This window comes from Kribbella albertanoniae, from assembly GCF_004348455.1.
In the GTDB taxonomy this organism is placed as follows: domain Bacteria; phylum Actinomycetota; class Actinomycetes; order Propionibacteriales; family Kribbellaceae; genus Kribbella; species Kribbella albertanoniae.
In genome coordinates this window covers 1-24,197 of the sequence record NZ_SMKA01000079.1, presented here as the reverse complement: position 1 = coordinate 24,197, position 24,197 = coordinate 1, and the positions used below count along the sequence as shown (strand labels likewise).

Below are 24,197 nucleotides of genomic sequence, written 5' to 3'. Positions count from 1 at the left end.
CGCCGGGGACGAGGAGCACGCATGCCGAAGGCCGATTCGATCATCCCGCCTGCGGACATGCTCCGGCGCCTGACCGAAGTCCTGCGGACGCGCGCCTCCGCCGAGCCGGCGGAGGCCGTGTCCGCGGACGAGCTGCTCGAGGCGTTGCACCAACTGCGCCACCTGCGTGACAGTCTGAATGCCTGGGAACCCCAGTTGATCGCCGCGGCCCGGACCGCCGGGACCAGTTGGGCGCAGCTGGCGCCGGCCTTGGGTGTGGCCACCCGGCAGGCGGCCGAACGGCGCTACCTGCGCCTGCACCCGAACGCCGCAGAGCCGGGCCTGAACCGCGAACAACGAGTCCAGGCAACCCGCGACCAACGAGCCGGGGAACGCGCTGTAGCCGAGTGGGCCCGTCACAACGCCGCGGACCTCCGTCGGGTCGCCGGACAGGTCGCCGCACTGTCCGGTCTGGATTCCCGCACCCAAGCAAGCGTCGACGCCGTACATGATGCCCTCGGCAACAACGACACCACCGCCCTGCTCGCGCCGCTGTCCCAAGCCGGCCCGCAACTGTCCGGCGACCACCCCGACCTGGCCGACCGGATCTCCGACCTCGGCGCCCGCAGCGACGAAGCCCGCCAATCCGGCCGCGAACGCAAACGAACCTGAAGCCCAGTACAAGGAGGCATACTCCGATGAAGCTCCTGTTCGAACTCCGTCCCGTCGAGCATCTCGAAGCCAGCGTGGACTATTACCGCACACTCGGCCTGCTGCCAGTGGCCTGGCCCAGCGACGACTCCGCCCTGCTCGGTACGGCACCCGATTCCCCACCTGTTCTCGCCCTGGTCCAGGACCCCGCGGAGGGAGCGCTGGGCACCGGTGGCGTGTACGACGTCGGTGATCTCAGCACGTTCTTCGAACGACACGCTGAGCTCGACTGGCTACTCACTCCCGCGGACGGTCCCTTCGGCCGGTACGCCGTCTTCGCCGACCGGACCGGTACGGCGATCCGCCTGCTCGAGCCCGCCGACAGGCACACCCTGTGGGCAGGCAATCATCGGCTGGCCTCGGCCTCCGCCTGAGCAATCTCGACGCGACAAGACAATCGCCGAAGGAACGTCAGCCTGAGAGAGCGGTCAGGTCGTTGGCGGTTCGGAGGATCGGGGGCGCGGTGAGGTCAACCGTGGCCTGCGGCAGGGCTGTTGTTACTACGAAGGACGCCGTACTGCCTGCTGGGAGGTTTACCAGGCCGCGGTCGACGGTTGCGTCAGGGGCGATTCGGTCGGCGTGTAGGTGAATGGCGATGGCCAGGCTTCGGGCGGTGACGTCGACGCGGTAGCCGCCGTCGATGCGCACCGCCTGAGCATCGAGCGGCGCGGGATCGAGGTCGGCGTCCACCGGTTCCACGAAGAGGTGGACGAACGACAGCTCGCCGAGCGTGCCGATCAACGTCTCCCTTCGTTCGTCGTCCGCCGCAGCCACCTCACCAGGTAGTGCAAGAACCTGTACGGCGCGCGCTCCGACCGCGACCGGAAGCGACGCGTCGGCCAGTACGGCGCCGTCGAACTTCTGCCGGCTGAGTACCAGCGCGCCTTCCAGCGGCTCGTCGGTATCGTTGACCACGGCAACTGACAGCACACCCGCACGGTCGACCACAGTCAGCAGCTGGGGTGCGTGCGCGTCCCGCAGTGCGAACCACAACGGCTTGAGTCGCTGCTCGGAGTCGATCGCAGACCAGGACGTGACCGGCCAGCAGTCGTTCAGCTGCCAGACGATCGACCCCGCCGTGCGCGGCCACCAGGACCGGTAGTGTTCGATGCCGTAGGCAACAGCTCGCGCCTGGTTGAGTTGCGCCGCCCAGTGCCAGTCGGTGAAATCGTCCGGTACGCCGAGGTGCGGCCTCGTCCCGCGGTCGAGTTTGCCGTTGCCGTCCTCGGCCTTCTGATGCACGAGGAACACCGGATCGCTCTTCGTCAGCGCAGAATCGGACGGATGGACCCAGTCGTCGAGCGTGCGCCAGTTCGGCGGTCCCTGGAAGCCGAACTCCGAGCAGAACCGCGGCACCTCGCTGCGGTACACCGTGTAGTCGACCCGGTTCCAAACCTCCCACTGATGATGGGTACCGCGGTCAGGATCGTTCGGATGCACCCGGTCGGGACTGCACGGACTGTTGTCGGTGTAAGGGCGGGTCGGGTCGAGCTCACGCACCAGGCGAGGGAACAGTTCGCGGGCATAGTGCTCACCCCAGCTCTTGGGTATCCCGCCGGGCTGCCAGAGGAAGACCTTCCAGCTCCAGTCCTCGTAGCCCCACAGGTTCTCGTTGCCGCCGCACCAGATCGCAAGCGACGGATGCGGCATCAGCCGCACGATGTTCTCGCGCGCCTCCGCCTCGATCTCTGCCCGCAGCGGCTCCTCCTCCGGGTAGGCAGCGCAGGCGAGCAGAAAGTCCTGCCAGACCAGCAGACCCCGTTCGTCACACAGCGAGTAGAAGTCCTCCGACTCGTAGATACCACCACCCCAGATCCGCACCAGGTTCACGTGCGCAGCCGCGGCCTGGTCGAGGCGAACGGCCAGCCGGTCGCGGGTGATGCGCGTCAGGAAGTGGTCGTCCGGGATCCAGTTCACTCCCTTGACGAAGATCGGCCGTCCATTGACGACCACGGTGAACGCCGACCCGAACTCGTCCTCGGACGTATCCACCGACACGTTTCGGAACCCGATCCGGCGCTCCCACCGATCGAGCCGCTGCTCATCCGCGCTGACTGTGACCGTCAGATCGGTGAGCGGCTGGTCGCCGTACCCGGCCGGCCACCACACCGGCGCATCCGGTACGTCGACCACGACCGTGACGGCAGTTTCGCCCGGCCCGACGATCGCCGTACTGCGGTGGTGTCGGCCGACCTCGACAACGACCAGCAGCGGCGTCTCCGCCGTACCGGCTCGTTCGAGCTCGATGTGCGCCTCGACCCGTCCGGGAGCGACCGTCGCGTGCTCCCCGTCGAGGTCGACCGTGACCAGCGGACGCACCTGGGCGATGCGGGCCGTGTGCCACCGCTCGACCCGAACGCCCTTCCAGATCCCTGCCGTCCGCAGGTCCGGTCCCCAGTCCCAGCCGAAGCTACATGCCATCTTGCGGATGAACTGGAACGGCGTACCGTACGGGCTCGGCCGATTGCCCAGCCGGTCCCGCTGCTTGTTGGCATAGTTGGTCGCCGAAGCGAGATCGACGACCAGATCGCGTTCGATGCCATCGGCAAGGGATGTCACATCGAAGCGGTAGGACCGATGCATGTTCGCCGTTCGCCCGAGCTCGGCGCCACCGAGCGCGATGGTCGCGACGGTGTCGAGCCCGTCGAACACGAGGTCGATCCGCTCCCCCAGCACGGCTGGTCGGAGCAAGAGCGGACGCCGGTACTGCCAGTCGATGCCGAACATCCATCGCAGCGTGGACTCGTTCGCATCGAGGTAAGGATCGGGGATGATCCCGGCCGCCAACAGGTCGGTGTGGAAACTGCCCGGCACCTGCGCCGGCATCGGCCGGACGACAGCAGCTCGGGCCGCCGGAGGCGCACCGGCCGGGACCGTTGCAGGCAACGCGGTGACGGTCCAGGCATCGTGGATCGGGTCGGTGCGCAAGGCGACTCCTGTGGTTGGTGGGCCCGGATCAGCGCTTGAGTTCAGCGCTTGAGTTCAGCGAGCCGGCGTTCGGGGTCCGGCGCGGCCTCGGCGAGCAGCCGGGTGTACTCGTGCTGCGGGTTCAGGATCACGTCGTCGGCCGGGCCGTGCTCAACCACCTCACCGCGGTACAGCACCATGATTTCGTCGCTGAAGTGCCGCGCGGTCGCCAGATCGTGAGTGATGTAGAGGACGCCGAGGTTCTCCTCTCGCTGCAGTGTTGCCAGCAGATTGAGCACGCCGAGGCGGATCGAGACGTCGAGCATCGACACTGGTTCGTCAGCCACCAGGATCCCCGGTGACGGTGCAAGGGCACGAGCGATCGCAACCCGCTGGCGCTGGCCGCCGGACAGCTCATGAGGCTTGCGTTGCACAAAGTCCGGATCGAGCCGCACCCGATGCAGCAGCTCCAGCACCCGCTCGTCCACCTGCCCACGCGACAGTCCCGGGTGATGCAACCGGACCGGACGGGCGAGGTGATGCCCGACCGTATGGTACGGATTCAGCGACGCGAACGGATCCTGGAAGACCATCTGGACGGCCTTCCGGTACGACGCCGCGCGCGCACCCCGATAGACCATCGGCTCGTCGTTGACCAGGATCTGGCCTGACGTCGGCCGTTCGAGTTGCATCAGCAGCTTGGCGATCGTCGACTTCCCCGAACCGGACTGCCCGACCAGGGCGATCGTCCGCCCCGGCTCCAAGCGGAAGCTCACCTCGTCGACCGCGCGCAGCTTCCTGCTCTGCCAGCCGTCGCGCAACTTGTACTCCTTGACCACATCCCGCAACTCCAGCACGGTCATCAGCTCGCCACCTCTTCGGTTGCCGGTGTCTGCGTGGTCTCTTCCAGCGAGGTGTCCGCGCCGAGCGAACCGGTGCGGACGAAGTCGCCGCGGGCGCCGGTCAGACTGGGGAACGACGACAGCAAGCGCCGGGTGTACGGATGTTTCGGCTGCGTGTAAAGAACCGGTGCAGCGTCCAGCTCGACGATCCGACCGGCCCGCATCACCGCGATCCGATCGCTGATCTCCAGCAGCAACGGCAGATCGTGGGTGATGAAGATGACCGCGAAGCCGAGCTCCGACCGCAACTCGGTGATCTCCTGCAGGATCTCGCGCTGCACAACCACGTCGAGCGCGGTGGTCGGTTCGTCCATCACGAGCACCTGCGGCTCGAGGGCGAGTGCCATCGCGATCATGACGCGCTGCCGCATCCCGCCGGACAACTCGTGCGGGTAGGCGCGCAGCCGATCGCGATCGACGCCGACCCGTTCCAGCAGTTCGCCGCAGCGCCTGCGCCGCTCGGCCTTCGTCATCCCCGGACGATGCGTGCTGAAGACATCCTCCAGTTGCTCCGAGATCCGCAGTACCGGATTCAGCGAGTTCATCGCGCCCTGGAACACCATCGCGATCTTGTCCCAGCGAAAGGCCCGCAGGTCATCGCCGCTGAGCTCCGACAGATCCAGGTCGTAGCCCTCACGTGACGAGAACAGGACCCGGCCGCCGGTGATGAACGCCGGCGGTTTCAGCAACCGCGTGATCCCATAAGCGAGCGTCGACTTGCCACATCCGCTCTCGCCGGCCAGGCCGAGGATCTCGCCCCGATACAGCGTCAGCGACACGTCCTGAACCGCTTCCACCGTAGTCTCGGCGAGGTAGTCGATGCTGAGGTTCTCGATCGTGAGCACCGGGTGGCGTACAGCGGTCATGCGGTCTCCTCCCTGGCGTGCTTCAGCTGCTCGCGGGTCATGCCCCAGCGCTTGCGGTCGGCCCGGGTTTGCGAGCGCAGCTTCGGGTTGATGATCTCGTCGATCGAGAAGTTGATCAGCGACAACGCGGCACCGAAGAGTGCGATCGCGAGGCCCGGCGGCACGAACCACCACCAGGCACCGAGCCGCAGCGACAACCCGTTCTGCGCGTAGAAGAGCATGGTTCCCCAGGTGAAGGATCCGGAGGCACCGAGGCCCAGGAACGACAGACCGGCTTCACCGAGGATCGCGAAGATCACCGCGAAGACGACCTGCGAGGCCAGTAGCGGAATCAGGTTCGGCAGGATCTCGACCAGCAGGATCCGCCATCGCCGCTCCCCGCTCACCCGCGATGCCAGCACATAGTCACGGCTGCGCACGCTGAGCGTGAACCCGCGCAGTACGCGTGCCGATCCGGCCCAGCTCGTGATGGCGAGAACGACGGCGACCAGCCAGACCGACTTGTTCGGAACATAACTCGAGATGACGATCACCAACGGCAGTCCCGGGATGACCAGCATGACGTTGGTGAACAGCGAGAACGCCTCGTCGACCCAGCCACCGACGAACGCGCCGACCACCCCGAAGAAGGCCGACAGCACCAGCGTGATCGCACCGACCACGACTCCGATGGTCAGCGATCCGCGGGTCGCGTGCGCCAGTTGGGCGAAGACGTCCTGACCAGTCTGGGTGGTGCCCAGGATGAAGCCATTCCCCGGTGGCGTCAGGCCGAGATCCCGGACGGCCGACGGGTCGCCCACCAGGAGCGGTCCGATCAGCCCGAACAGCGTGATGAGGCCGGTCAGCGCCAGACCGATCCCCAGTTTCAAGGTCATCGGCGGCAGGATGCGCCGCCGCCGTACGGCGTCCGTCGGCAACTGCGACGTCGAGGTCGTGATGGCCATCAGGCCCCCTTCAGGAGCGCGCGCGGGTGCGCGGGTCGATGACGCCGTACAGGAGATCGACGAGCAGATTCGCGCCGAGGACTGCGAGCGTGATGATCAGGAACACTCCTTGCATGAGCGCGTAGTCGTTGTTGCCGACGGCAAGCAGCAGCGCGGAGCCGATGCCGGGGTAGGAGAAGACCGCCTCGGTGACGATCGAGCCCGCGACCACGAACCCGAGCGAGATCGCGAACCCCGAGATCGATGGCAGTACGGCGTTCCGCGCGGCATAGCGGGAGCGGATCCGGCGCGGGGTGAGCCCTTTGGCCTCGGCGGTCAGGATGTAGTCCTCGGACAGGGTGGACACCATCATGTTCCGCATCCCGAGCATCCAGCCGCCGATCGAGGACAGCACAATCGTCAGAGCCGGCAGCGCACCGTGATAGAGCACCGACTGGAAGAACGCCAGACTGAAGCCGGGGCTGACTGAGTACACGTCGTAGCCCCCGCTGAGCGGGAACACCGGCCAGGTGCTGCCGAGCAGGAACAGCAACAGCAGGGCGAGCCAGAAGTACGGCACGGACTGCAGCATCGTCGTGAACGGGATGAGGTTGTCCACCCACGACCCGCGTCGCCAGCCGGCCGCGCGACCGAGCAGGACTCCGATGACGAACGACATCACCGCGGCCAGCCCAATCAGCCCGACGGTCCACGGCAGCGTTTGCCCGATGACCGTCGAGACCGGGGTCGGGAAGTAGGCGATCGACGTACCGAGTTCGCCGGAGCCCAGCTGTTGCAAGTAGGTCAGGTACTGGCGCCACAGCGACACGTTCGATTCGGTGCCGAGCATCGCCTCGATCGCGGCGCGCGTCGTCGGTGTGACCGGCCCTCTCGTCGCCAGCTTGGACAGCATCAGGTCCACGGGATTGCCCGGCATCAGCCGCGGGATGAGGAAGTTCAGCGTGAGCGCCGCCCAGCACGCCACGGCATAGAAGGCGAGCTTCTGCCCCAGGTAGCGCACAGGTCAGCCCACGGGGGTGATCGTCTTGAGGACCACACCGAGGTCCCAGGCCTTCCACGAGGCCGGCACTGCGTAGAGGTTGTCCTTGGTCGGCCAGCCGGCCGCGCGGGAGGTGTTGAACTCGGTCAGCATCGAGTTCACGTAGACCGGGATGTACGGCATCTGGTCGGCGAACACCTTCTGGATCTCGGCGTACTGCGTCTTCTGGGTCGCCTCGTCCGAGGTTCCGGCAGCGGTCTTCAGCGCCGCGTCGACCTTCGGGTCCGAGAACCGGGCGAAGTTCCCGGCGCTGGCGGATTTGCCCACGTCGGCGGTGTTCTCGGTGGCCAGCCGGCCGTTGTAGGTGAAGTACGGGTTGGTCGAGGCCCCGAGCCCGACGGAGTCGAGCGAGAGCTGGAACTTCCCGTTCGTCTGGGCGGCATTCCACTCGTTCCACGAGACCTGGCTGGGCTTCAGCTCGATCCCGATCGCGGCGAGCTGCTGCTTCAGGGTGTCGTTGATCGAGATGTAGTCACTCCAGCCGGTCACCGTCTGGACCGTCAGCGACAGCCGTTGGTTGCCCTTGGCCCGGATTCCGTCCGCGCCCTTGGTCCAGCCGGCCTCGTCGAGCAGCTTGTTCGCCATCGCCGCGTCGGCCGCCGGCGGGATCTTCTGCAGATTCGGGTCGGTGATCCAGCTGTCGTCACGGCCCGGGAGCAGCAACGTCGGCGACGCGTCGGACGCGACCCCGCCACCGGCGAGCTTGATCAGCTGTTCACGGTTCATCCCGTAGTAGATCGCCTTGCGTACGGCGGGATCCGTCTGCGGGCCGGTGCACCCGCGAGCTGGGTTCGAACACGTCACCAGGACGGTCGTCATCACCGGGGTATTGACGTACGCGAGGTCCTTCTTGGAGTTGATGATCTGGTCGATGCCCGGCAGGTAGGCGCTGATCCAGTCGACCTTGCCCGCGACCAGGGCCGCGCTGGCTGCGTCCGCGGCCTCCAGCGGGATGTAGCGGACCTCCTTGATGGCAGGCTTGCCGGCTTCCCAGTACGAGTCGTTCTTCAGCAGGGTGTAGCTCTGGGTGCTGAAAGCGCCGAGCTTGAACGGGCCGGTCCCGACCGGGTTCTCATTGGGGTCCGTGACTGGATCCTTGACGTCCTTCCAAATGTGCTCGGGCACGATCGCCTGGTTGGCGAGGACCGCCGGCTCCTGCATCAGCGACTTCGACTTGAAGGTCAGTACGGCGGTGTCGTCCGCGGTGGCCTTCGCGGTCGCGGCCAGACCCGACGGGTTCAGCGCCGGAGTCTTCGCGATCAGGTTGAACGTGAACGCCACGTCCTTCGCGGTGAACGGCTGACCGTCGTTCCACTTCACGCCCGGGCGGGTCTTGATGGTGAGCTCGGTACCCGCGTCGTTCCAGGAGAAGCCGCTGGCCAGCACCGGCGTCGGATCCTGCTTCTTCGCGAAGTTGTACCAGTACAACGGCTCGTAGAGCGCCCCGAGCGTCGGCTGGAGCGCCGTCGTACTGAACGGGTTGAAGTTCTTGGTGATCGTGCCTCCGCCCACGGTGATCGAAGCCTTGGCATCCGCCTTGGTCCCGCCACCGCCGGCGGTGTTCCCCGAGCAGGCGGCGAACAGCAGTGAAGTGGCAGCGGCGACTGCCGTGACGCCGAGCAGACGTCGTACGCCGGGCTTGTTCTGCACCGTGAAGAGCATCGTGCGGCTCCTTCTGAAATTAACCGCTTAAGTAAGTTGCGGATGACCGTAAGCTCAGGTCTTGGGCGCGTCAAGACCTCAAGCAAGGGCTTTCCACTTAAGGACTTAAGTAAAGTAAGTGCGGCAAGCCCCACTACGGTCGCCTGCGCGGTCGGCTTTACTGGGCCCGACAGAAGGAGGCACATGGTCAAGCGACCGACCATCGCCGACATCGCGATCCAGGCCGGTGTCTCCACCGGAGCGGTGTCGTACGCGCTCAACGGGCGGCCCGGCGTCTCCCCTGCGACGCGCGACAAGATCCTCGCGATCGCCGAGGAGATCGGCTGGCGCCCGAGTCTGGCGGCCCGCTCGCTCACCGGCGCCCGGGTCAATGCGGTCGGGCTGATCATTCCACGCCCGGCCCGCGTGCTCGGGATGGAACCGTTCTTCATGCAGTTCATCTCCGGCGTCGAGTCCGTCCTGTCGGCGAACCGGACCGCCCTGCTGCTCCAGGTCGTCCCCGACCACGACGCGGCCGACGAGGCCGTCCGCTACTGGTGGGCCGAGCGCCGGATCGACGGCGTACTGGTGACTGACCTCTGGGCGCAGGACCAGCGCCCCGAACTCCTCACCCAGCTCGGAGTGCCCGGAGTGCTCGTCGGCCGGCCGCGGGACGGCGTGGATCTGCCGGCCGTCTGGAGCGATGACGCGACCGCGGTCGAGTCCGTCGTCGACTACCTCGTCACCATCGGACACCGCCGCATCGCGCGCGTGGCCGGGCTGCCGAGCCTCGAACACACCCAGATCCGTACGGCGGCCTTCCAGGCTGCGGCCGCGCGCCACGGACTGGAGTCAGCTCCGGTGATCAGCACCGACTACACCTGGGAGGAAGGCGCTCAAGCCACCCGCAGGTTGCTGACCACGGCTGACCGTCCGACCGCGATCACCTACGACAACGACCTGATGGCAGTGGCCGCCCTGAGTGTCGCCCACGAGCTGGGGATCTCCGTCCCCGCCCAACTCTCGATCGTGGCCGGGGACGACTCCCAGCTCTGTCTCGTGCAACATCCGTCCATCACCGCGCTGGCCCGCGACATCGTCGACTACGGGGCGCGAGCAGCACAGACGATGCTGGACCTCGTCGAGGACGGACAGGCGAGCTCCCAGCAGGTCCCGACCGCCACCCTGATCCCCCGCGCGAGCACCGCCACGGCCCCGTAGTACCAGTGGGCAACGGCTCGGCTGCCGGTGTGGATTACCGTGTGTGTTCATGACCGGTGGTTGGGAGGTGAGCTGGTGGCAGTGACGATGCGGGACGTCGCGCGGCATGCGGGGGTGTCACCGAAGACGGTCTCGAACGTGATGAACGACTATCCGTACATCCGCGAAGAGACCCGGATCAAGGTCCTCGCGGCGATCGACGACCTGGGCTATCGGGTGAACATCTCGGCCCGGACGCTCAAGTCCGGCCGAACCGGTGTCATCGCACTGGTGCTGCCCGAGCTGAGCAACCCGTACTTCGCGGAGCTGGCCGATGCGGCGATCGCAGCTGCTGGTGAGCACGGGTTGACGGTGATGATCGAGACCACCAACGCCGACCGCCAGCGCGAACTGACCGCGCTCTCCCGGCCCGGCGGTCACCTGGTCGACGGCCTGCTCTACAGTCCGCTCGGGCTGGGCCAGGAGGACGTCGACGCACTGCCCACCCGCAGCCCGATGGTGCTGCTCGGCGAGCGGATCTTTCACGGTCCCGTCGATCACGTGATGATCGACAACGTCGAGGGGACCAAGGCCGTGGTCAGGCATCTGCTCGACCAGGGCCGGCGCCGGATCGCGCTGCTGGGCAGCAAGCCGACCGAGCAGATCGGCACCGCCGCTATCCGGCACCGCGCGTACATCGAGGCCCACGAGGAGTACGGCGTACCGGTCCCGGAGGAGCTGGCGGTATCCGGCGGCCAGTGGCATCGCTCGAGTGGCGCCGAGGCCATGAACGACCTGTTCTCCCGCACGCAGGACTTCGACGCCGTGTTCGCCCTGAACGACACCCTCGCGCTCGGGGCGATCCGCGCGATCGCCGCTCAGGGGCTCCGGATTCCGCACGACATCGCGGTGGCCGGGTTCGACAACATCGACGAGGCCGAGTACAGCACGCCGACCCTGACGACGGTCGATCCCAACCGGGTGCACATCGCCCGGACTGCGGTCGACCTGCTGGTACGGCGAATGGGCGGCGACACGTCGGAGCACGAGGAGCTCGTCGCGCCGTACGAGCTGCATGTGAGGGAATCCACCGTCAGCTGACATCTTGACCGGCTGAAGGCTGGCATGCATTCTTTCTACACCGATGTACTACACCGATGTAGAAGGCCGGAGGAACCCTGCTATGCCCGACGGCTCCGCCCCCTCTCGCCCGCGCCGCCGAGCAGTACTTGGTGGACTTCTCGGCGCCGGCGCCCTGACTCTGACCGGCTGTTCTGCAGTGCAATCGAAAGCTCGCGTCCGCGAGTGGAACCTCTTCGGCGGCGGTGACGGCGCCCGCCTGCAGCAGATTCACCAGCAGTACGTCGCGGAACACCCGGACGTGCGTTTCGAGGCCCACACGCTCGCGTGGGGACCGCCGTTCTACACGAAGCTCGCGATGTCGGCGGCCGGTGGGCGCGCGCCCGAGGTGGCCACCCTGCACCTGTCGCGGCTGAAGGGTTTCAGCCCGACGACCATGCTCGACCCGATCCCGGTCGACCTGCTGAACGAGGCCGGCATCAGCGAGTCCGACTTCCTGCCGGAGATCTGGCAGCGGTGCCACGTCGACGGCGTCCTGTACGCCGTACCGCTCGACCAGCACCCGTTCGTTCTGTACTACAACACCGAGATCTGCCAGAAGGCCGGACTACTCGCGCCCGACGGCCGGCTGAAACCGGTGGCCGGCGTACCCGCGTTCCTCGAGATGCTCAAGGCGGTCAAGGAGACGACGGGTAAGTTCGCGGCCTCGGTGGAGACCACCAACCCGTGGCGGATGTGGTGGACGCTCTACGGTCAGCTCGAAGGTAAGTTCCTCGACGACTCCGGTCAGCGCCTGGCTCTCGACGACGACAAAGCGCTCGAAGCCCTGTCCCTGATGGCGAAACTCGCGGCCGACGGACTCACCCCGCGCTCGGCCAACTATGCCGCGCTGGTTGCGCAGTTCAGCAACGGCGAGGCCGGTCTGAGCTTCAACGGCGAGTGGGAGGTGACGACCTACCAGACGGCGAAACTCCCGTTCAGCATGGCGCCGTTCCCGGTCCTGTACGACGTTCCCAAGTTCGCCGGTGATGCGCACACGTTCGTCCTGCCGCACCAGGCGAACCGGAACCGTGCTGATACGAAGGCCACGGTCGAGTACATCACGTGGATGCTCAAGCACAGTACGGACTGGGCGGTCGGTGGCCACATCCCGGCGTACCAGCCTGTTGTCACCAGCCAGGAATACGTGAGTCTCAAGCCACAGGCGGAGTACCGCAGCGTCGCGCCTGACGTCCTGTACGACCCGGACGCCTGGTTCAGCGGGTCCGGTGCTCAACTGCAGAACGAGGCTGGTGCGGCGTTCAGTGGCGTCTTCTCCGGACAGGCGACGCCTCAGGACGCGCTTGCGCAGTTCAAGGCGGCGACCCAGAAGCTCCTCGACACCCCGTCCCCGGTCTAGGAGGTACTGATGCGCAAACCCTGGCAGGAACGCTGGGCCGGACTGTTCTTCGTCGGTCCGTTCTTACTCCTGTTCGCGGTGTTCCTGGTGTGGCCGACCATCTCCGGACTGTGGAACAGCTTCTTCAACACGAGTCTGGCGGGTGTGGAGCAGGAATTCCTCGGGCTGCAGAACTGGCGTGAGATGTTCAGCGACTCCGCGGTCTGGTCGTCGCTCAAGAACACGCTGATCTTCACTGCGATGAGCACGCCACCGCTGGTCATCATCGCGCTCGTGATGGCTCTGCTCGCCAATCGCACCGGCGTCCTCGGGTGGCTGTTGCGGTTCGCGTACTTCGCTCCGTTCGTGCTCCCGGCCACCGTCGTCACACTGATCTGGGTCTGGATCTACGAGCCCGGGTTCGGTCTGGCGAACGGGCTGCTGACGGCTGGTGGGTTCGCCGAGATCGACTGGCTGAACACCGAGAACCGGGCGATGCTCGCCGTGGTAATCACGACCGTCTGGTGGACGGTCGGGTTCAACTTCCTGCTCTATCTTGCCGCTCTGCAAGGGATTCCGGAGCAGGTCTACGAGGCGGCGGACATCGACGGTGCGAGTGAGCGGCAGAAGCTGTTCCGGATCACGTTGCCGCTGCTGCGCCGGACGACCGGGCTGATCGCCGTACTGCAACTGGTGGCTTCGCTGAAGATCTTCGACCAGATCTACCTGATGACGAACGGCGGCCCGAACTACGCGACCCGGCCGATCATCCAGTACATCTACCAGAACGGTTTCACGAACTACCGGATCGGCTACGCCTCCGCGATCTCGTACATGTTCTTCGCGATCATCGTGGTCGTGGCCGTGCTGCAGTTCAAGCTGTTCTCCGGTTCGAAGGAGGACAGCGCATGAGGTCGACCTGGACGTTCCCGAAGGTCGCTACCGCGGTCGGCGCGTCGATCTTGGGGGTCATCTGGCTGATTCCGCTGCTCTGGGCTGTCAGTACGTCGCTCAAGCCGGAGTCGGAGACCACTCGGTCGCCGATCACGTGGTTCCCCGCGACGCCGACCGCGGACGCCTACCGGAGCGTCCTCGACCAGGGCGATCTCATCCGCTGGTTCGTCAACAGCAGCGTGGTGTCGGTGCTGGTGACCGTCTTGACGCTGTTCGTCTCCGTCCTGGCCGCGTTCGGATTCTCCCGCAACGAGTTCCCCGGCCGGCGGGTGCTCTTCGGCGTGGTCATCGCCGGCATTCTGGTGCCGCCGCAGGTGCTGATCGTGCCGCTGTTCCAGGAGATGACCAGCCTCGGACTGGTCGACACCTACTGGGGCATCGTGCTGCCGCAGGTCGTCGCTCCGGTGATGGTGTTCGTCCTGAAGAAGTTCTTCGACGGCATCTCCCGCGACTACGAGGACGCGGCCCGGGTCGACGGCGCGTCCCGCTGGCGGATCGTCTGGAGCGTGATGGTGCCGATGTCGCGCCCCATTCTCGTTGCCGTCGGCATCTTCACCTTCATCGGGGCCTGGAACAACTTTCTCTGGCCCTTCATCGTGACCACCGACCCGTCGATGATGACGATCCCGGTCGGGCTGGCCAACGTCCAAGGTTCGTACGGCCTGCGCTACGCCCAGATCATGGCCTCGGCCGTGCTGGGTGGCCTTCCCCTGCTGATCGTCTACGCGCTGTTCCAGCGCCAGGTGGTCCGCGGAGTCGGCGACGCCGGCATCAAAGGATGAGTTTCCTATCTCCACCATGACACCTGCTGACAGGAGCAACCCGGTGCCTACTGCCCACCTGACCATCGATCCCGCCTTCTCGATCGCGCCGGTGAACCGCCGGACCTTCGGGACCTTCGTCGAACACATGGGACGTTGTGTCTACACCGGGATCTACGAGCCCGGCCACGCGACCGCCGACGAGGACGGCTTCCGCAAGGACGTCCTCGAGCTGACGCGGGAGCTCGGCGCTTCGGTCGTCCGCTACCCGGGCGGCAACTTCGTCTCCGGGTATCGCTGGGAGGACGGTGTCGGTCCGCGGGACGCCCGGCCCCGCCGGCTCGACCTTGCCTGGCACAGCGTCGAGACCAACGAGTTCGGGCTGGACGAGTTCATGCGCTGGTGCGCCAAGGCCGGGGTCGAGCCGATGATGGCGCTCAACCTGGGTACCCGTGGCGTTCAGGAGGCACTCGACCTGCTGGAGTACACGAACCACCCGGACGGTACGGCGTTGTCCGAACTGCGCGCGCAGCACGGCGCATCGCCGTACGGGGTGAAGTTGTGGTGCCTGGGCAACGAACTCGACGGGCCGTGGCAGGTCGGGCACAAGACGCCGACCGAGTACGGACGACTGGCGGCCGAGACTGCCCGGGCGATGCGGATGGTCGAGCCGGATCTGCAGCTCGTCGCCTGCGGCTCATCGTCGTCGAAGATGCCATTGTTCGGCACCTGGGAGCGCGACGTACTGCGAGAGACCTACGAGTTCGTCGACTACATCTCCTGCCATGCCTACTACGGCAACGACGACGGTGACACCGCCTCGTTCCTCGCCTCGGCCGTGGACATGGACCACTTCATCGACTCCGTGACAGCGACCGCAGACCACGTGGGTGCCGAGCTCAAGAGCCGCAAGCGCATCGGCATCTCCTTCGACGAGTGGAACGTCTGGTACGGCGACCGCTCCCGCCGGACTGATGGCCCGGCCGACGCGTGGGAGGTCGCGCCGCGGCGGATCGAGGACGAGTACAACGTCACCGATGCCGTTGTCGTCGGCAACCTGTTGATCTCGCTACTGCGGCACAGCGACCGGGTCGCGGTCGCGTGCCTTGCCCAGCTGGCCAATGTGATCGCTCCGATCATGACGGATCCTGGCGGTGCTGCTTGGCGGCAACCGATCTTCCACCCGTTCGCCATCACCTCGCGACTCGCCGCCGGTCAGGTCCTCCGGGTCGAGACCGACTCCCCCACTGTGACGACTCTTAAGCACGGTGAGGTGACGGCCGTCGACGCGATCGCGACGTACGAGGAGGGTCGGCTCGCGCTGTTCGTCGTCAACCGATCAACCGACGGCCCCATCGAGATCACCGTCGATCTCAGTCGGACCGGCGTGAACTCGGTCGACGAAGCAGTCATCATCCACGACACCGATCCACTCGCCACGAACTCCGCGGCCGCACCGGACCGCGTCACCGCCCAGCCCTTCGACTCAGCCCAACTGGTCGACGGCAAGCTGACCATCACCTTGCCCGCCATCAGTTGGAGCGCACTCAGCTTGTCCGCCTGACCTCAGTACCGCCGTAACCGCCCCTACGGATCGAGGACACCATGCGCCGTTTTGCCTTCCTTCTCGCCGCAGCACTTGCGGTATCCACCGTGATGGCCCCGAACGCCTGGGCCGCCTACCCAGGCCCAGGCCATGTCACCGGGGACACCGGAGTGCACGACCCGAGTGTCGTCAAGCGACCAGGCGGTGGCTACCTGGTCGCGCACACCGGTGACAACATCTCGCTGAAGACGTCCACCGACCGGACCGCCTTCCGCAACGCCGGATCCGCCTTCCCGGGCGGCGCACCCTGGACGACCGCCTACACCAACGGCAGTGCGCATCTGTGGGCACCCGACATCTCCTACCGCAACGGCCAGTACTACATGTACTACTCGGCTTCCACCTTCGGCTCCAACCGATCAGCGATCTTCCTGGCCACCAGCCCCAGCGGCAACTCCGGCACCTGGACGAACCGCGGGCTGGTCGTCGAATCCCGCAGTACCGACAACTACAACGCCATCGACCCGGACCTCGTCGTCGACGACCAGGGCCGCTGGTGGCTCTCGTTCGGCTCGTTCTGGTCAGGCATCAAGATGATCGCCCTCTCCTCGTCGACCGGCCTCCGCGCAGACTCCACCCTGCGCGCCCTGGCCGGCCGCAACGGCGGCCCGATCGAAGCACCGAACATCGTCAAACGCGGCAGCTACTACTACCTCTACGTGTCCTTCGACTACTGCTGCCGCGGCGCCGACAGCACCTACCGCATCATGGTCGGCCGCTCCACCACAGTCACCGGCCCCTACCGCGACCGCAACGGCACCGACCTGAACTCAGGCGGCGGCACCGAGATCCTCGCCTCCCACGACAACATCCACGGCCCCGGCCACCAAGACGTCTTCGCCGACACCGACCACGACATCCTCGTCTACCACTACTACGCCAACAACGGCACACCCCTCCTAGGCATCAACTGGCTAACCTGGGACCCCACCGGCTGGCCCAAGGTCAGCTGAAGACGCTCGGGCCAGCCAGTTGAGGGTCGGGCTGTTACGGCTTCTTGCCGACGCCTACCCAGAGGCTGCAGCTGATGTCGTTGAAGGTGTCGTTCTCGACGAGGCGCTCGGTTTCGGCGTCGGGGTGCCAGCGGTAGGGGACCTCGACGCCGGGGTCGACCAGCTCCAGGCCGGCGAAGAAGCGCTCGATCTCCTCGCGGCTGCGGACCTGGGCGTCGCCGCCGTCGGCCTTGTAGACCTGGATCGCCTGCTCCCACATCTCGGGGGCGAAGTCGGGCGTGCAGTGGGAGAAGAGGAGGTACGAGCCGGGGGCCAGCGCGTCGACCAGCTGCTGGAGCAGCTCGTAGGGCTTCGCCTCGTCGGGGAGGTAGTGGAAGACGCCGACGATGCTCAGCGCGACCGGCTTGCTCAGGTCGAGGACCTCGCGGACCTCGTCGGAGTCGAGGATCGCCTGCGGGTCGGTGATGTCCGCCTCGAGGTACGCCGTCTTGCCCTGGGGCTTGCTGACCAGCAGTGCCCGGGAGTGGGTGAGCACGATCGGGTCGTTGTCCACGTAGACGACGTTGGCCTCCGGCACTACCTCCTGCACGACCTCGTGCAGGTTCGGGCTGGTGGGGATGCCGGTACCGATGTCGAGGAACTGCGTGATGCCCTGCTCGGCGACGTACCGGGCCGCTCGGTGCATCCACATCCGGTTCGACTGCGCCGCCGTACGGAATCCGGGGAACGCCTCGAGCAGGTGCTCGGCGACCGCACGGTCCGGCGCGAAGTTCGTCTTGCCACCCAGGAAGTAGTCGTAGACCCGGGCACTGTGCGGAACGCTCAGATTGAGTCGGTCCACCATGTCGACTTCAGTGTCATCGGTTTGATCACTCATAGAAACTCCTCGACGCCGCCCGTGCAGTAGTCCGCATCGTAGCGAATGCACATCAGCCTGTAACCACGCCCCACGTATCAACCGTTGCGGGTGATCAGTTCTTCGACGAGAACGGTCGGTGTACAGATCAGCTGGCCCGGCTGACTCGCTCGCACGGCCTGCGCTCCGGGTGCCAGCCAGACACGACTCTCAGACGCCAACGGCAGCACACGCAGTACGACGTCCTTCGCCGTACCGAGGCCCGCGTCCCGCAGGTCGACCGTCCACACGGTGCCGTCCCAGAAGCGGTCGGCGACCGTCGTACCGTCAACTGCGAGCTCGGCGACATCGCCCGCCCAGGTAATCCGCAGCCGCGCCTCGACGGCGTCTTCGCGAACCCAGTCCGGCAGGGTGACGCGATAGAGAGCCGCGAACTGCTCCAGATCTGACGGTTGGGGGCTGGCGGCGCGGCCGTCTCGTTGACCGTAGCTGGCTGGGACCTCGGCAGCCGCGCGGATTTCGTCCACCTGCGCCGACGCGGTTCGCCCGGGTGCGGAATCCAGGGTGACTGGTACGAAGTGCTGGTCGGCAGGGTCGTAGCGTCGCAGGCGCGGCTCGCTTCCGGCGGCCACGACCTGCACCGGATCTTCGCCGCTCCACGAGATCTCGCAATCGGAAAGAAGGAGTGTCCGTTGCGGGTGTTCCCGCACCCAGATGTCCGGGCCGAGTGCCGCCGGCAAGACGAGTAGATCGAGTGCACCCGTCGCCGAGACCAGCCGGATCGGCACCTCCGAAGGAGTCAGCCGGTACGTCGCGCTGGCGTCCCGCGACTGAACCTCCACGCCACGGGGCAGCCGGAGCTCGACCGGCATCGAGCGATCTGCGAGCAGAACCAGGACCGGTACGTCGCTCCCCGCGAGCAGGGTGATCGGGGTGGCAGTGATCCACTCGATCACGATCCCGCCGTACTCCTGGAACAACGGCCAACAAGCCAACGACCCCGGTACGACGGTCACCGGTTCCGACGGGACTGTGACCGCCGTACCGCCAGCGGTGATCTCGAATTGGACGTCGCGCAGTTCATCCAGCTGCTCGTAAGGCTGGTGCCAAGCCAGCAGCAGGTAGCCCTTCCCGCCGTCCGACCGCATCGCCCAGCGCGGCGTTGTCCGATCGTGGACATCTGCCGGGCGAACCTCCGGCAGCCAGGACGGCAGCTCCGCGAGGCCCGCGCCGAACGCCGTCAGGAAAGCGTGCTGGCGGCGGAGCTCGGCATGGGTGCCGTTGATCTCGCCCGCCTCGCCGATCGGTGCATGAAAGTCGTAGCTGAGTCTCGGCACGTCGTTCGGATAGCCGGTCGCCTGGGACTCCTGCCAGCCGTCCGGACCACCCGCCGGATTCGTGCCACCGGCGTACATGTAGTAGCCCTGCCAGGCCGAGCCGTTGCCGATCTTGCAGAACGCGACCGTCGCGATGTCGAGCGGTTCGAGGACCGGGCGGCGATGGTACGCCGTCGCCATGCCACCCCCGAGTTCACAAGTGGCCGGCGGAAACCCCGAAGCCACCGGGTCGGCCACCGCGGACAGCTCGCTCTGCCGCAGATCCGCACCGATCCCGGGATCGTCCCAGGTGTGGCTGAAGAAGAAGTGCTCCCGGAACGTCGGATCCCAGCCCGCTTCGGAGTCCACCCAGAACCCGTCGGCATAGCCGCCGTACAGGGGGAACACCTCCCCGGCCGGTAGCTGCGCGCCGCCCCACGCCGTCGCCGTCCAGAGCGGCGCAGCCAGTCCCGCTTGGCGAGCCATGGCTTTGAGAGTGAGCAGATGGCCGGGCTGGTCGTACAACTCGTTCTCGAGCTGGATCGCCAGCAGGACACCATCCGGCCCGGCCCGCCGGCCGAGGTGTTCGGCCAGCTGACCGAACCACTCCTCGACCAGCTCCAGATACCGCGGATCGTCAGTCCGGTGTACGACGTCCGCCGCGGCGACCCAGTCCGGGAAGCCACCGTTGCGGAGCTCGCCGTGGCACCACGGCCCGATCCGCAGCACCACGTCGAGCCGATTGTTGCCGCAGGCATCAATGAACGCACCGACATCGAGATTGCCGTCGAACTGTGGCTTGCCGCGGTCCGGCATGTGATGCAGCCACGGCACGTACGTCGACACGACCGTCACACCGCCCGCCACCGTCGACCGCAGCCGAGCCTCCCACCGATGCCTGGGAATCCGGCTGTAGTGCACCTCCCCCGACACCGGAACGAACGGCACACCGGCACGCTCCAGACCGCGGTCGGACAGACCGAACCCGGGCCGGCGATCATCGACATTGGCCATCTTCGGTCGCTGCCCATCGCCCTGCCAGGAAGACACCTTGATCCTGCTGCTTCGGGTCACAGCGACAATCTTCGCTGGCGCTTGGCTCAGCGCGCAGCCGAGGGCGTGGCGCTCACTTCCCCGACGCCGGACGCTCGGTGCCGGACGCGATGACTTCAAAGGCGTTGCGGCGATGCGCAGCGAAGAGGGCGAGGGCGGCGTCGGCATCCCGGGCCCTCAGCGCGGCAACGAGGTCGTGGTGTTCGCCGGGGACCAGACCGAGGTAGTCCTCGGTGCTGAGGCTGATCCGGGTCAGCAGAAACAGGTGGACCTGGCAACGGATCGCATCCCAGGCCTCGGCCAGGCGCTGATGGCCGGCCGCGGCGAAGACGGCGTCATGGAAGGCGATGTCGCAGCGCACCATCTCGTGCGGGTCATCCGCTCGGTCCATCGCGGCCGCGGTCTTCGCGAGGAGATTCAGGTCCTCGTCCGTGGCGCGGTCGACAACGTGATGCACGGCGAGGTCCTCCAGCGCGCCGCGCAGGGTATGCAGCTCGGCAACATCGGTGGCGGACAGCGTGGTGACCGTCGCGCCCCGGTGCCAGGCAACCCGGACCAGGCCCTCCCGCTCCAGGAGTCGCAGCCCTTCCCGCACCGGGCCCCGGCTGACATCCATCGCGCCGGAGAGTTCCACCTCGCGCAACTGGGCCCCTGGCGGATAGGCGCCGCTGAAGATCGCCTCGCGGATCCGGTCCGCGACCTCGTCCGCCAGCCCCCGGCGCCGGGCCGGGCTCACCTTGCTCTGATCGCTCACGTCTGACTTGCCCCTCCCTGGTGCGCTGATGCTAACGTTCGGTCATTGTCGCAATGTTAACATTAGGACAGAGAGGCGTTGTCATGAGCGTGCTGGACTCCCCGATCCCCCGCTTCCACCTGGCCGTGCCGGTCGACGACCTGACCGCGGCCCGCCACTTCTACGGCGAGGTGCTCGGTCTCTCCCAGGGCCGCAGCTCCGACACCTGGATCGACTGGAACCTGCACGGCCACCAGTTCGTCACCCACGTCGCCCCGGAGCGCGCGCAACGCATCCACAATCCCGTCGACGGCCACGCCGTACCGGTTCCGCACTTCGGCCTGATCCTCACGGTCCCGGCCTTCGAGCAACTCGCCGCACGCCTGCGCGACGCCGGTACGACGTTCGTCATCGAGCCGTACGTCCGCTTCCAGGGCCAGACCGGCGAGCAGTGGACGATGTTCCTCCTCGACCCGGCCGGCAACGCCCTCGAGTTCAAGGCCTTCGCCGACGACTCCCAGGTCTTCGCCGCCTGAGGGCCCTCCAGATCGGCACCGCCCGCGCCCTCGCTGCCACCTGCTCACACAATCGCCCAGCCGGCCGAGGCCCAGGTCCGGACCCAGAGCCCATCACAATTGCCCGCCGACCGCGGTCCCCCGCGTGGCCAGCCGGCCCACACGCAATTGTGATGGCATGCCGGTCCGCCCGGCGCGCATCTCCGCTCGCGAGGCTTGTTGGGAACGTGCACATAGGAGGGGTATACACGGATTCGAGGTGAGGTGGATTACCAGGTCCGCTGGGAGATCCTGGTTGTGCACGCTCCCAGTCAGGAGGTCGCGAGGTCTTGACCCTCGGTGGCCGCAAGTGCCACCCTCGGGTCTACCCCACGTCGAAGCGCTTCGATCGGCACCGCCCCGCTCGATCGCAGCTCCTCCGGCCCCGCCCCACCCGAACCTGGCCGGTATCTCGGCCTTCCACGTCCCGTTCCTCACCGCCGCTCTCGCCCAATCATGATCCGGGCAGCTGTTCGATCGCCCCTAACACAGCTGGAGGAAGAATGACCCGAAGATTAGGTATCGCCTCGGTTTTCGCCTTACTGGCCTCACTACTCGTGGCCCTGCCATCCGCTCAGGCCGCGCCCGTCGAGCCGCCGGAAAGCCGCACCCAGGTCGCCGCGGCGACCCGCATCATGCCGCTGGGTGACTCGATCACCGGCTCCCCCGGCTGCTGGCGCGCTTTGCTCTCCAGGCACTTGCGCGACACCGGCCACACGAACATCGACTTCGTCGGCACGCTTCCTGCTCCCGGCTGCGGCTTCGCCTACGACGGCGAGAACGAAGGCCACGGCGGCTACCTGGCCACCAACATCGCCCGCGACAACCAGCTCCCCGGATGGCTGTCGGCAACCCGGCCGGACGTCGTACTGATGCATCTGGGCACGAACGATGTCTGGAGCAACATCCCGGCCGCCACCATCCTCAACGCCTACACCACGTTGCTCCGGCAGATGCGCGCCTCGAATCCCCGGATGAAGCTCGTCGTCGCCCGCATCATCCCGATGAACCCGTCGAACTGCAGCGCCTGCGGTCAGCGGGTAGTTGCCCTCAACAACGCGATCCCGGGATGGGTGCAGGCCAACACCACCGCAGCCTCCCCGATCACGGTTGTCGACCAGTGGAGCGGATTCAACACCGCGACCGACACGGGCGACGGCGTACACCCCAACAATGCCGGTATCCAGAAGATGGAGCGGCGCTGGTATCCCGCAGTCGTCGCGGCTCTGCCAAGCACTGCACCGGAAGCCGTCGGCCTGCGCGTCAGCGGCACCCGGGTCGTCGAGGCGAACGGCGCGAACCTGGTGATGCGCGGCGTGAACCACCCCTACACCTGGTTCACGAGCCAGAACAGTTCGTTCGCCAACATCAAGGCCACCGGCGCCAACACCGTCCGCGTCGTCCTCAGCGGCGGCCGCCAGTCAGCGCCGACCTCGGCCAGCGAGATCACCAACATCATCTCGTTGTGCAAACGGTCCCGGCTGATCTGCGTCCTCGAGGTGCACGACACCACCGGGTACGGCGATCAGAGTAATGCCGCGACTCTCGATCAGGCGGCCAGTTACTGGCTCAGCGTTGCCGGTGCGCTGAGGGGCCAAGAGAACTACATCATCATCAACCTGGGCAACGAGCCATTCGGCAACAACCAGTCCGTAAGCGCAACCTGGGCCAGCGCAACCACCAACGCCATCCGACGGTTGCGCTCTGCCGGGCTGCAGCACCTACTGATGGCCGACGGCCCGATGTGGGGCCAGGACTGGGCCAACATCATGCGCAACAACGCCGCCTCCGTGCTGGCCGCCGATCCGCAGCACAACACCGTCTTCTCCATCCACATGTACGGCGTCTACAACACCGCCGCCAAGATCAACGCGTACTTCGACGCCTTCCGCAACGCCGGCCTCCCGCTCCTGGTCGGCGAGTTCGGCCACCTGCACTCCGACGGCGATCCCGACGAGAACACGATCTTCGCCCAGACACAGGCACGCGGCCTCGGCTACCTCGGCTGGTCCTGGAGCGGCAACAGCAGCAACGTCGGCTACCTCGACATGGTCTACGGCTTCAACCCCGCCAACCTCACCCCCTGGGGCCAGCGCATCATCAACGGCACCAACGGCATCCGCCAAACCTCAAAGGAAGCCACCATCTACAGCAGCCAGTAACTGACGCCGGCCAGCTCAGGCTCTCCACACGACCCGGTACGACGTTGAGCACGGTTCGACCACGTACGCGGCCGGCAGGTGGTTGATCGGTGCTCAAGGTGCCCCTGGACGACGGTCCCGGATCCCGGCGGTTGGGGAAGGAGGTTCGGCAGGGTGCCCGCTGCGGGTTCCCTAACGTCCGAACGACCGGAGGCGGGCCCTCCGTTCCTTCGGACGTTAGGTGGAGGTCGTGGTTAACGTCCGAACGACCGGAGGCGGGCCCTCCGTTCCTTCGGACGTTAGGTGGAGGTCGTGGTTAACGTCCGAACGACCGGAGGCGGGCCCTCCGTTCCTTCGGACGTTAGGTGAGGGTTGTGGTTAACGTCCGAACGACCGGAGGCGGGCCCTCCGATCCTTCGGACGTTAGGTGAGGGTTGTGGTTAACGTCCGAACGACCGGAGGCGGGCCCTCCGTTCCTTCGGACGTTAGGTGAGGGTTGTGGTTAACGTCCGAACGACCGGAGGCGGGCCCTCCGAACCTTCGGACGTTAGGTGGGGGTTGTGATTAACGTCCGAACGACCGGAGGCGGGCCCTCCGTTCCTTCGGACGTTACGCGTGGGGCG

General features: G+C 66.7%; 20 protein-coding genes. 11 read left to right on the top strand and 9 right to left on the bottom strand.

The features are described from left to right. Window positions 1–21: 21 nt before the first annotated feature. Window positions 22–651: a hypothetical protein gene (locus E1261_RS18800; protein WP_132408182.1), complete on the top strand. Its 630-nt coding sequence runs from the start codon at window positions 22–24 to the stop codon at window positions 649–651. 26 nt (window positions 652–677) lie between these two features. After that, window positions 678–1,064, top strand: coding sequence for a VOC family protein (locus E1261_RS18795; protein WP_132408181.1), 387 nt, complete (start codon window positions 678–680; stop codon window positions 1,062–1,064). A gap of 37 nt (window positions 1,065–1,101) precedes the next feature. On the opposite strand, the gene E1261_RS18790 is transcribed toward E1261_RS18795, so the two are convergent. Genes E1261_RS18790 through E1261_RS18765 form a run of 6 tightly spaced genes read right to left on the bottom strand, consistent with a single transcriptional unit; the run spans window position 1,102 to window position 9,010 of the window. Continuing rightward, the gene (locus E1261_RS18790) at window positions 1,102–3,618 is read right to left on the bottom strand and encodes a glycoside hydrolase family 2 protein (RefSeq protein ID WP_132408180.1); all 2,517 of its coding nucleotides are present in this window, start codon (window positions 3,616–3,618) and stop codon (window positions 1,102–1,104) included. Between the two features lie 41 nt (window positions 3,619–3,659). Then, on the bottom strand, window positions 3,660–4,460 hold the full coding sequence (locus tag E1261_RS18785) for an ABC transporter ATP-binding protein (RefSeq protein ID WP_132408179.1): 801 nt from the start codon (window positions 4,458–4,460) through the stop codon (window positions 3,660–3,662). Further along, window positions 4,460–5,365 carry an ABC transporter ATP-binding protein gene (locus tag E1261_RS18780; protein WP_132408178.1) on the bottom strand — a complete coding sequence of 302 codons (906 nt, stop codon included), beginning with the start codon at window positions 5,363–5,365 and terminating at the stop codon, window positions 4,460–4,462. The genes E1261_RS18785 and E1261_RS18780 overlap by 1 nt, the downstream gene beginning before the upstream one ends. Beyond that, a complete protein-coding gene (locus E1261_RS18775; protein ID WP_132408177.1) occupies window positions 5,362–6,309 on the bottom strand; it encodes an ABC transporter permease in 948 nt (315 codons plus the stop codon). The genes E1261_RS18780 and E1261_RS18775 overlap by 4 nt, the downstream gene beginning before the upstream one ends. Window positions 6,310–6,319: 10 nt before the next feature. Then, window positions 6,320–7,309 (bottom strand): ABC transporter permease, encoded by a 990-nt coding sequence (locus E1261_RS18770; RefSeq protein ID WP_132408176.1) that lies wholly within the window; start codon window positions 7,307–7,309, stop codon window positions 6,320–6,322. 3 nt (window positions 7,310–7,312) lie between these two features. Beyond that, a complete protein-coding gene (locus E1261_RS18765; protein ID WP_132408175.1) occupies window positions 7,313–9,010 on the bottom strand; it encodes an ABC transporter substrate-binding protein in 1,698 nt (565 codons plus the stop codon). 183 nt (window positions 9,011–9,193) lie between these two features. Between E1261_RS18765 and E1261_RS18760 the strand changes: the two genes are divergently transcribed. The 7 genes from E1261_RS18760 (at window position 9,194) to E1261_RS18730 (ending at window position 16,921) form a co-directional block, all read left to right on the top strand. Beyond that, window positions 9,194–10,210, top strand: coding sequence for a LacI family DNA-binding transcriptional regulator (locus E1261_RS18760; RefSeq protein WP_132408174.1), 1,017 nt, complete (start codon window positions 9,194–9,196; stop codon window positions 10,208–10,210). Window positions 10,211–10,285: 75 nt separating this feature from the next. After that, on the top strand, window positions 10,286–11,290 hold the full coding sequence (locus E1261_RS18755; protein WP_202874822.1) for a LacI family DNA-binding transcriptional regulator: 1,005 nt from the start codon (window positions 10,286–10,288) through the stop codon (window positions 11,288–11,290). 178 nt (window positions 11,291–11,468) lie between these two features. Continuing rightward, the gene (locus tag E1261_RS18750) at window positions 11,469–12,668 is read left to right on the top strand and encodes an extracellular solute-binding protein (RefSeq protein ID WP_238176296.1); all 1,200 of its coding nucleotides are present in this window, start codon (window positions 11,469–11,471) and stop codon (window positions 12,666–12,668) included. Between the two features lie 9 nt (window positions 12,669–12,677). Continuing rightward, window positions 12,678–13,559, top strand: a complete 882-nt coding sequence (locus E1261_RS18745; protein ID WP_132408172.1) for a carbohydrate ABC transporter permease — start codon at window positions 12,678–12,680, stop codon at window positions 13,557–13,559. After that, window positions 13,556–14,383, top strand: a complete 828-nt coding sequence (locus E1261_RS18740) for a carbohydrate ABC transporter permease (RefSeq protein WP_132408171.1) — start codon at window positions 13,556–13,558, stop codon at window positions 14,381–14,383. The genes E1261_RS18745 and E1261_RS18740 overlap by 4 nt, the downstream gene beginning before the upstream one ends. A gap of 43 nt (window positions 14,384–14,426) precedes the next feature. Beyond that, the gene (arfA, locus tag E1261_RS18735; RefSeq protein WP_132408170.1) at window positions 14,427–15,926 is read left to right on the top strand and encodes an arabinosylfuranosidase ArfA; all 1,500 of its coding nucleotides are present in this window, start codon (window positions 14,427–14,429) and stop codon (window positions 15,924–15,926) included. A 41-nt stretch (window positions 15,927–15,967) separates the two neighbouring features. After that, the gene (locus E1261_RS18730) at window positions 15,968–16,921 is read left to right on the top strand and encodes an arabinan endo-1,5-alpha-L-arabinosidase (protein WP_132408169.1); all 954 of its coding nucleotides are present in this window, start codon (window positions 15,968–15,970) and stop codon (window positions 16,919–16,921) included. A gap of 34 nt (window positions 16,922–16,955) precedes the next feature. On the opposite strand, the gene E1261_RS18725 is transcribed toward E1261_RS18730, so the two are convergent. The 3 genes from E1261_RS18725 to E1261_RS18715 form a co-directional block, all read right to left on the bottom strand. Further along, a complete protein-coding gene (locus tag E1261_RS18725; RefSeq protein WP_132408168.1) occupies window positions 16,956–17,798 on the bottom strand; it encodes an SAM-dependent methyltransferase in 843 nt (280 codons plus the stop codon). Between the two features lie 77 nt (window positions 17,799–17,875). Further along, the gene (locus E1261_RS18720) at window positions 17,876–20,167 is read right to left on the bottom strand and encodes a beta-galactosidase (protein WP_165952556.1); all 2,292 of its coding nucleotides are present in this window, start codon (window positions 20,165–20,167) and stop codon (window positions 17,876–17,878) included. A 52-nt stretch (window positions 20,168–20,219) separates the two neighbouring features. Continuing rightward, the gene (locus tag E1261_RS18715; RefSeq protein ID WP_202874820.1) at window positions 20,220–20,900 is read right to left on the bottom strand and encodes a GntR family transcriptional regulator; all 681 of its coding nucleotides are present in this window, start codon (window positions 20,898–20,900) and stop codon (window positions 20,220–20,222) included. Window positions 20,901–20,983: 83 nt separating this feature from the next. Between E1261_RS18715 and E1261_RS18710 the strand changes: the two genes are divergently transcribed. Both E1261_RS18710 and E1261_RS18705 read left to right on the top strand, forming a co-directional pair. Continuing rightward, window positions 20,984–21,415, top strand: a complete 432-nt coding sequence (locus tag E1261_RS18710; RefSeq protein WP_132408166.1) for a VOC family protein — start codon at window positions 20,984–20,986, stop codon at window positions 21,413–21,415. A gap of 521 nt (window positions 21,416–21,936) precedes the next feature. Next, entirely contained in the window at window positions 21,937–23,595 is a 1,659-nt protein-coding gene (locus E1261_RS18705; protein ID WP_132408165.1) for a cellulase family glycosylhydrolase, read from the top strand. Window positions 23,596–24,197: the final 602 nt, after the last annotated feature.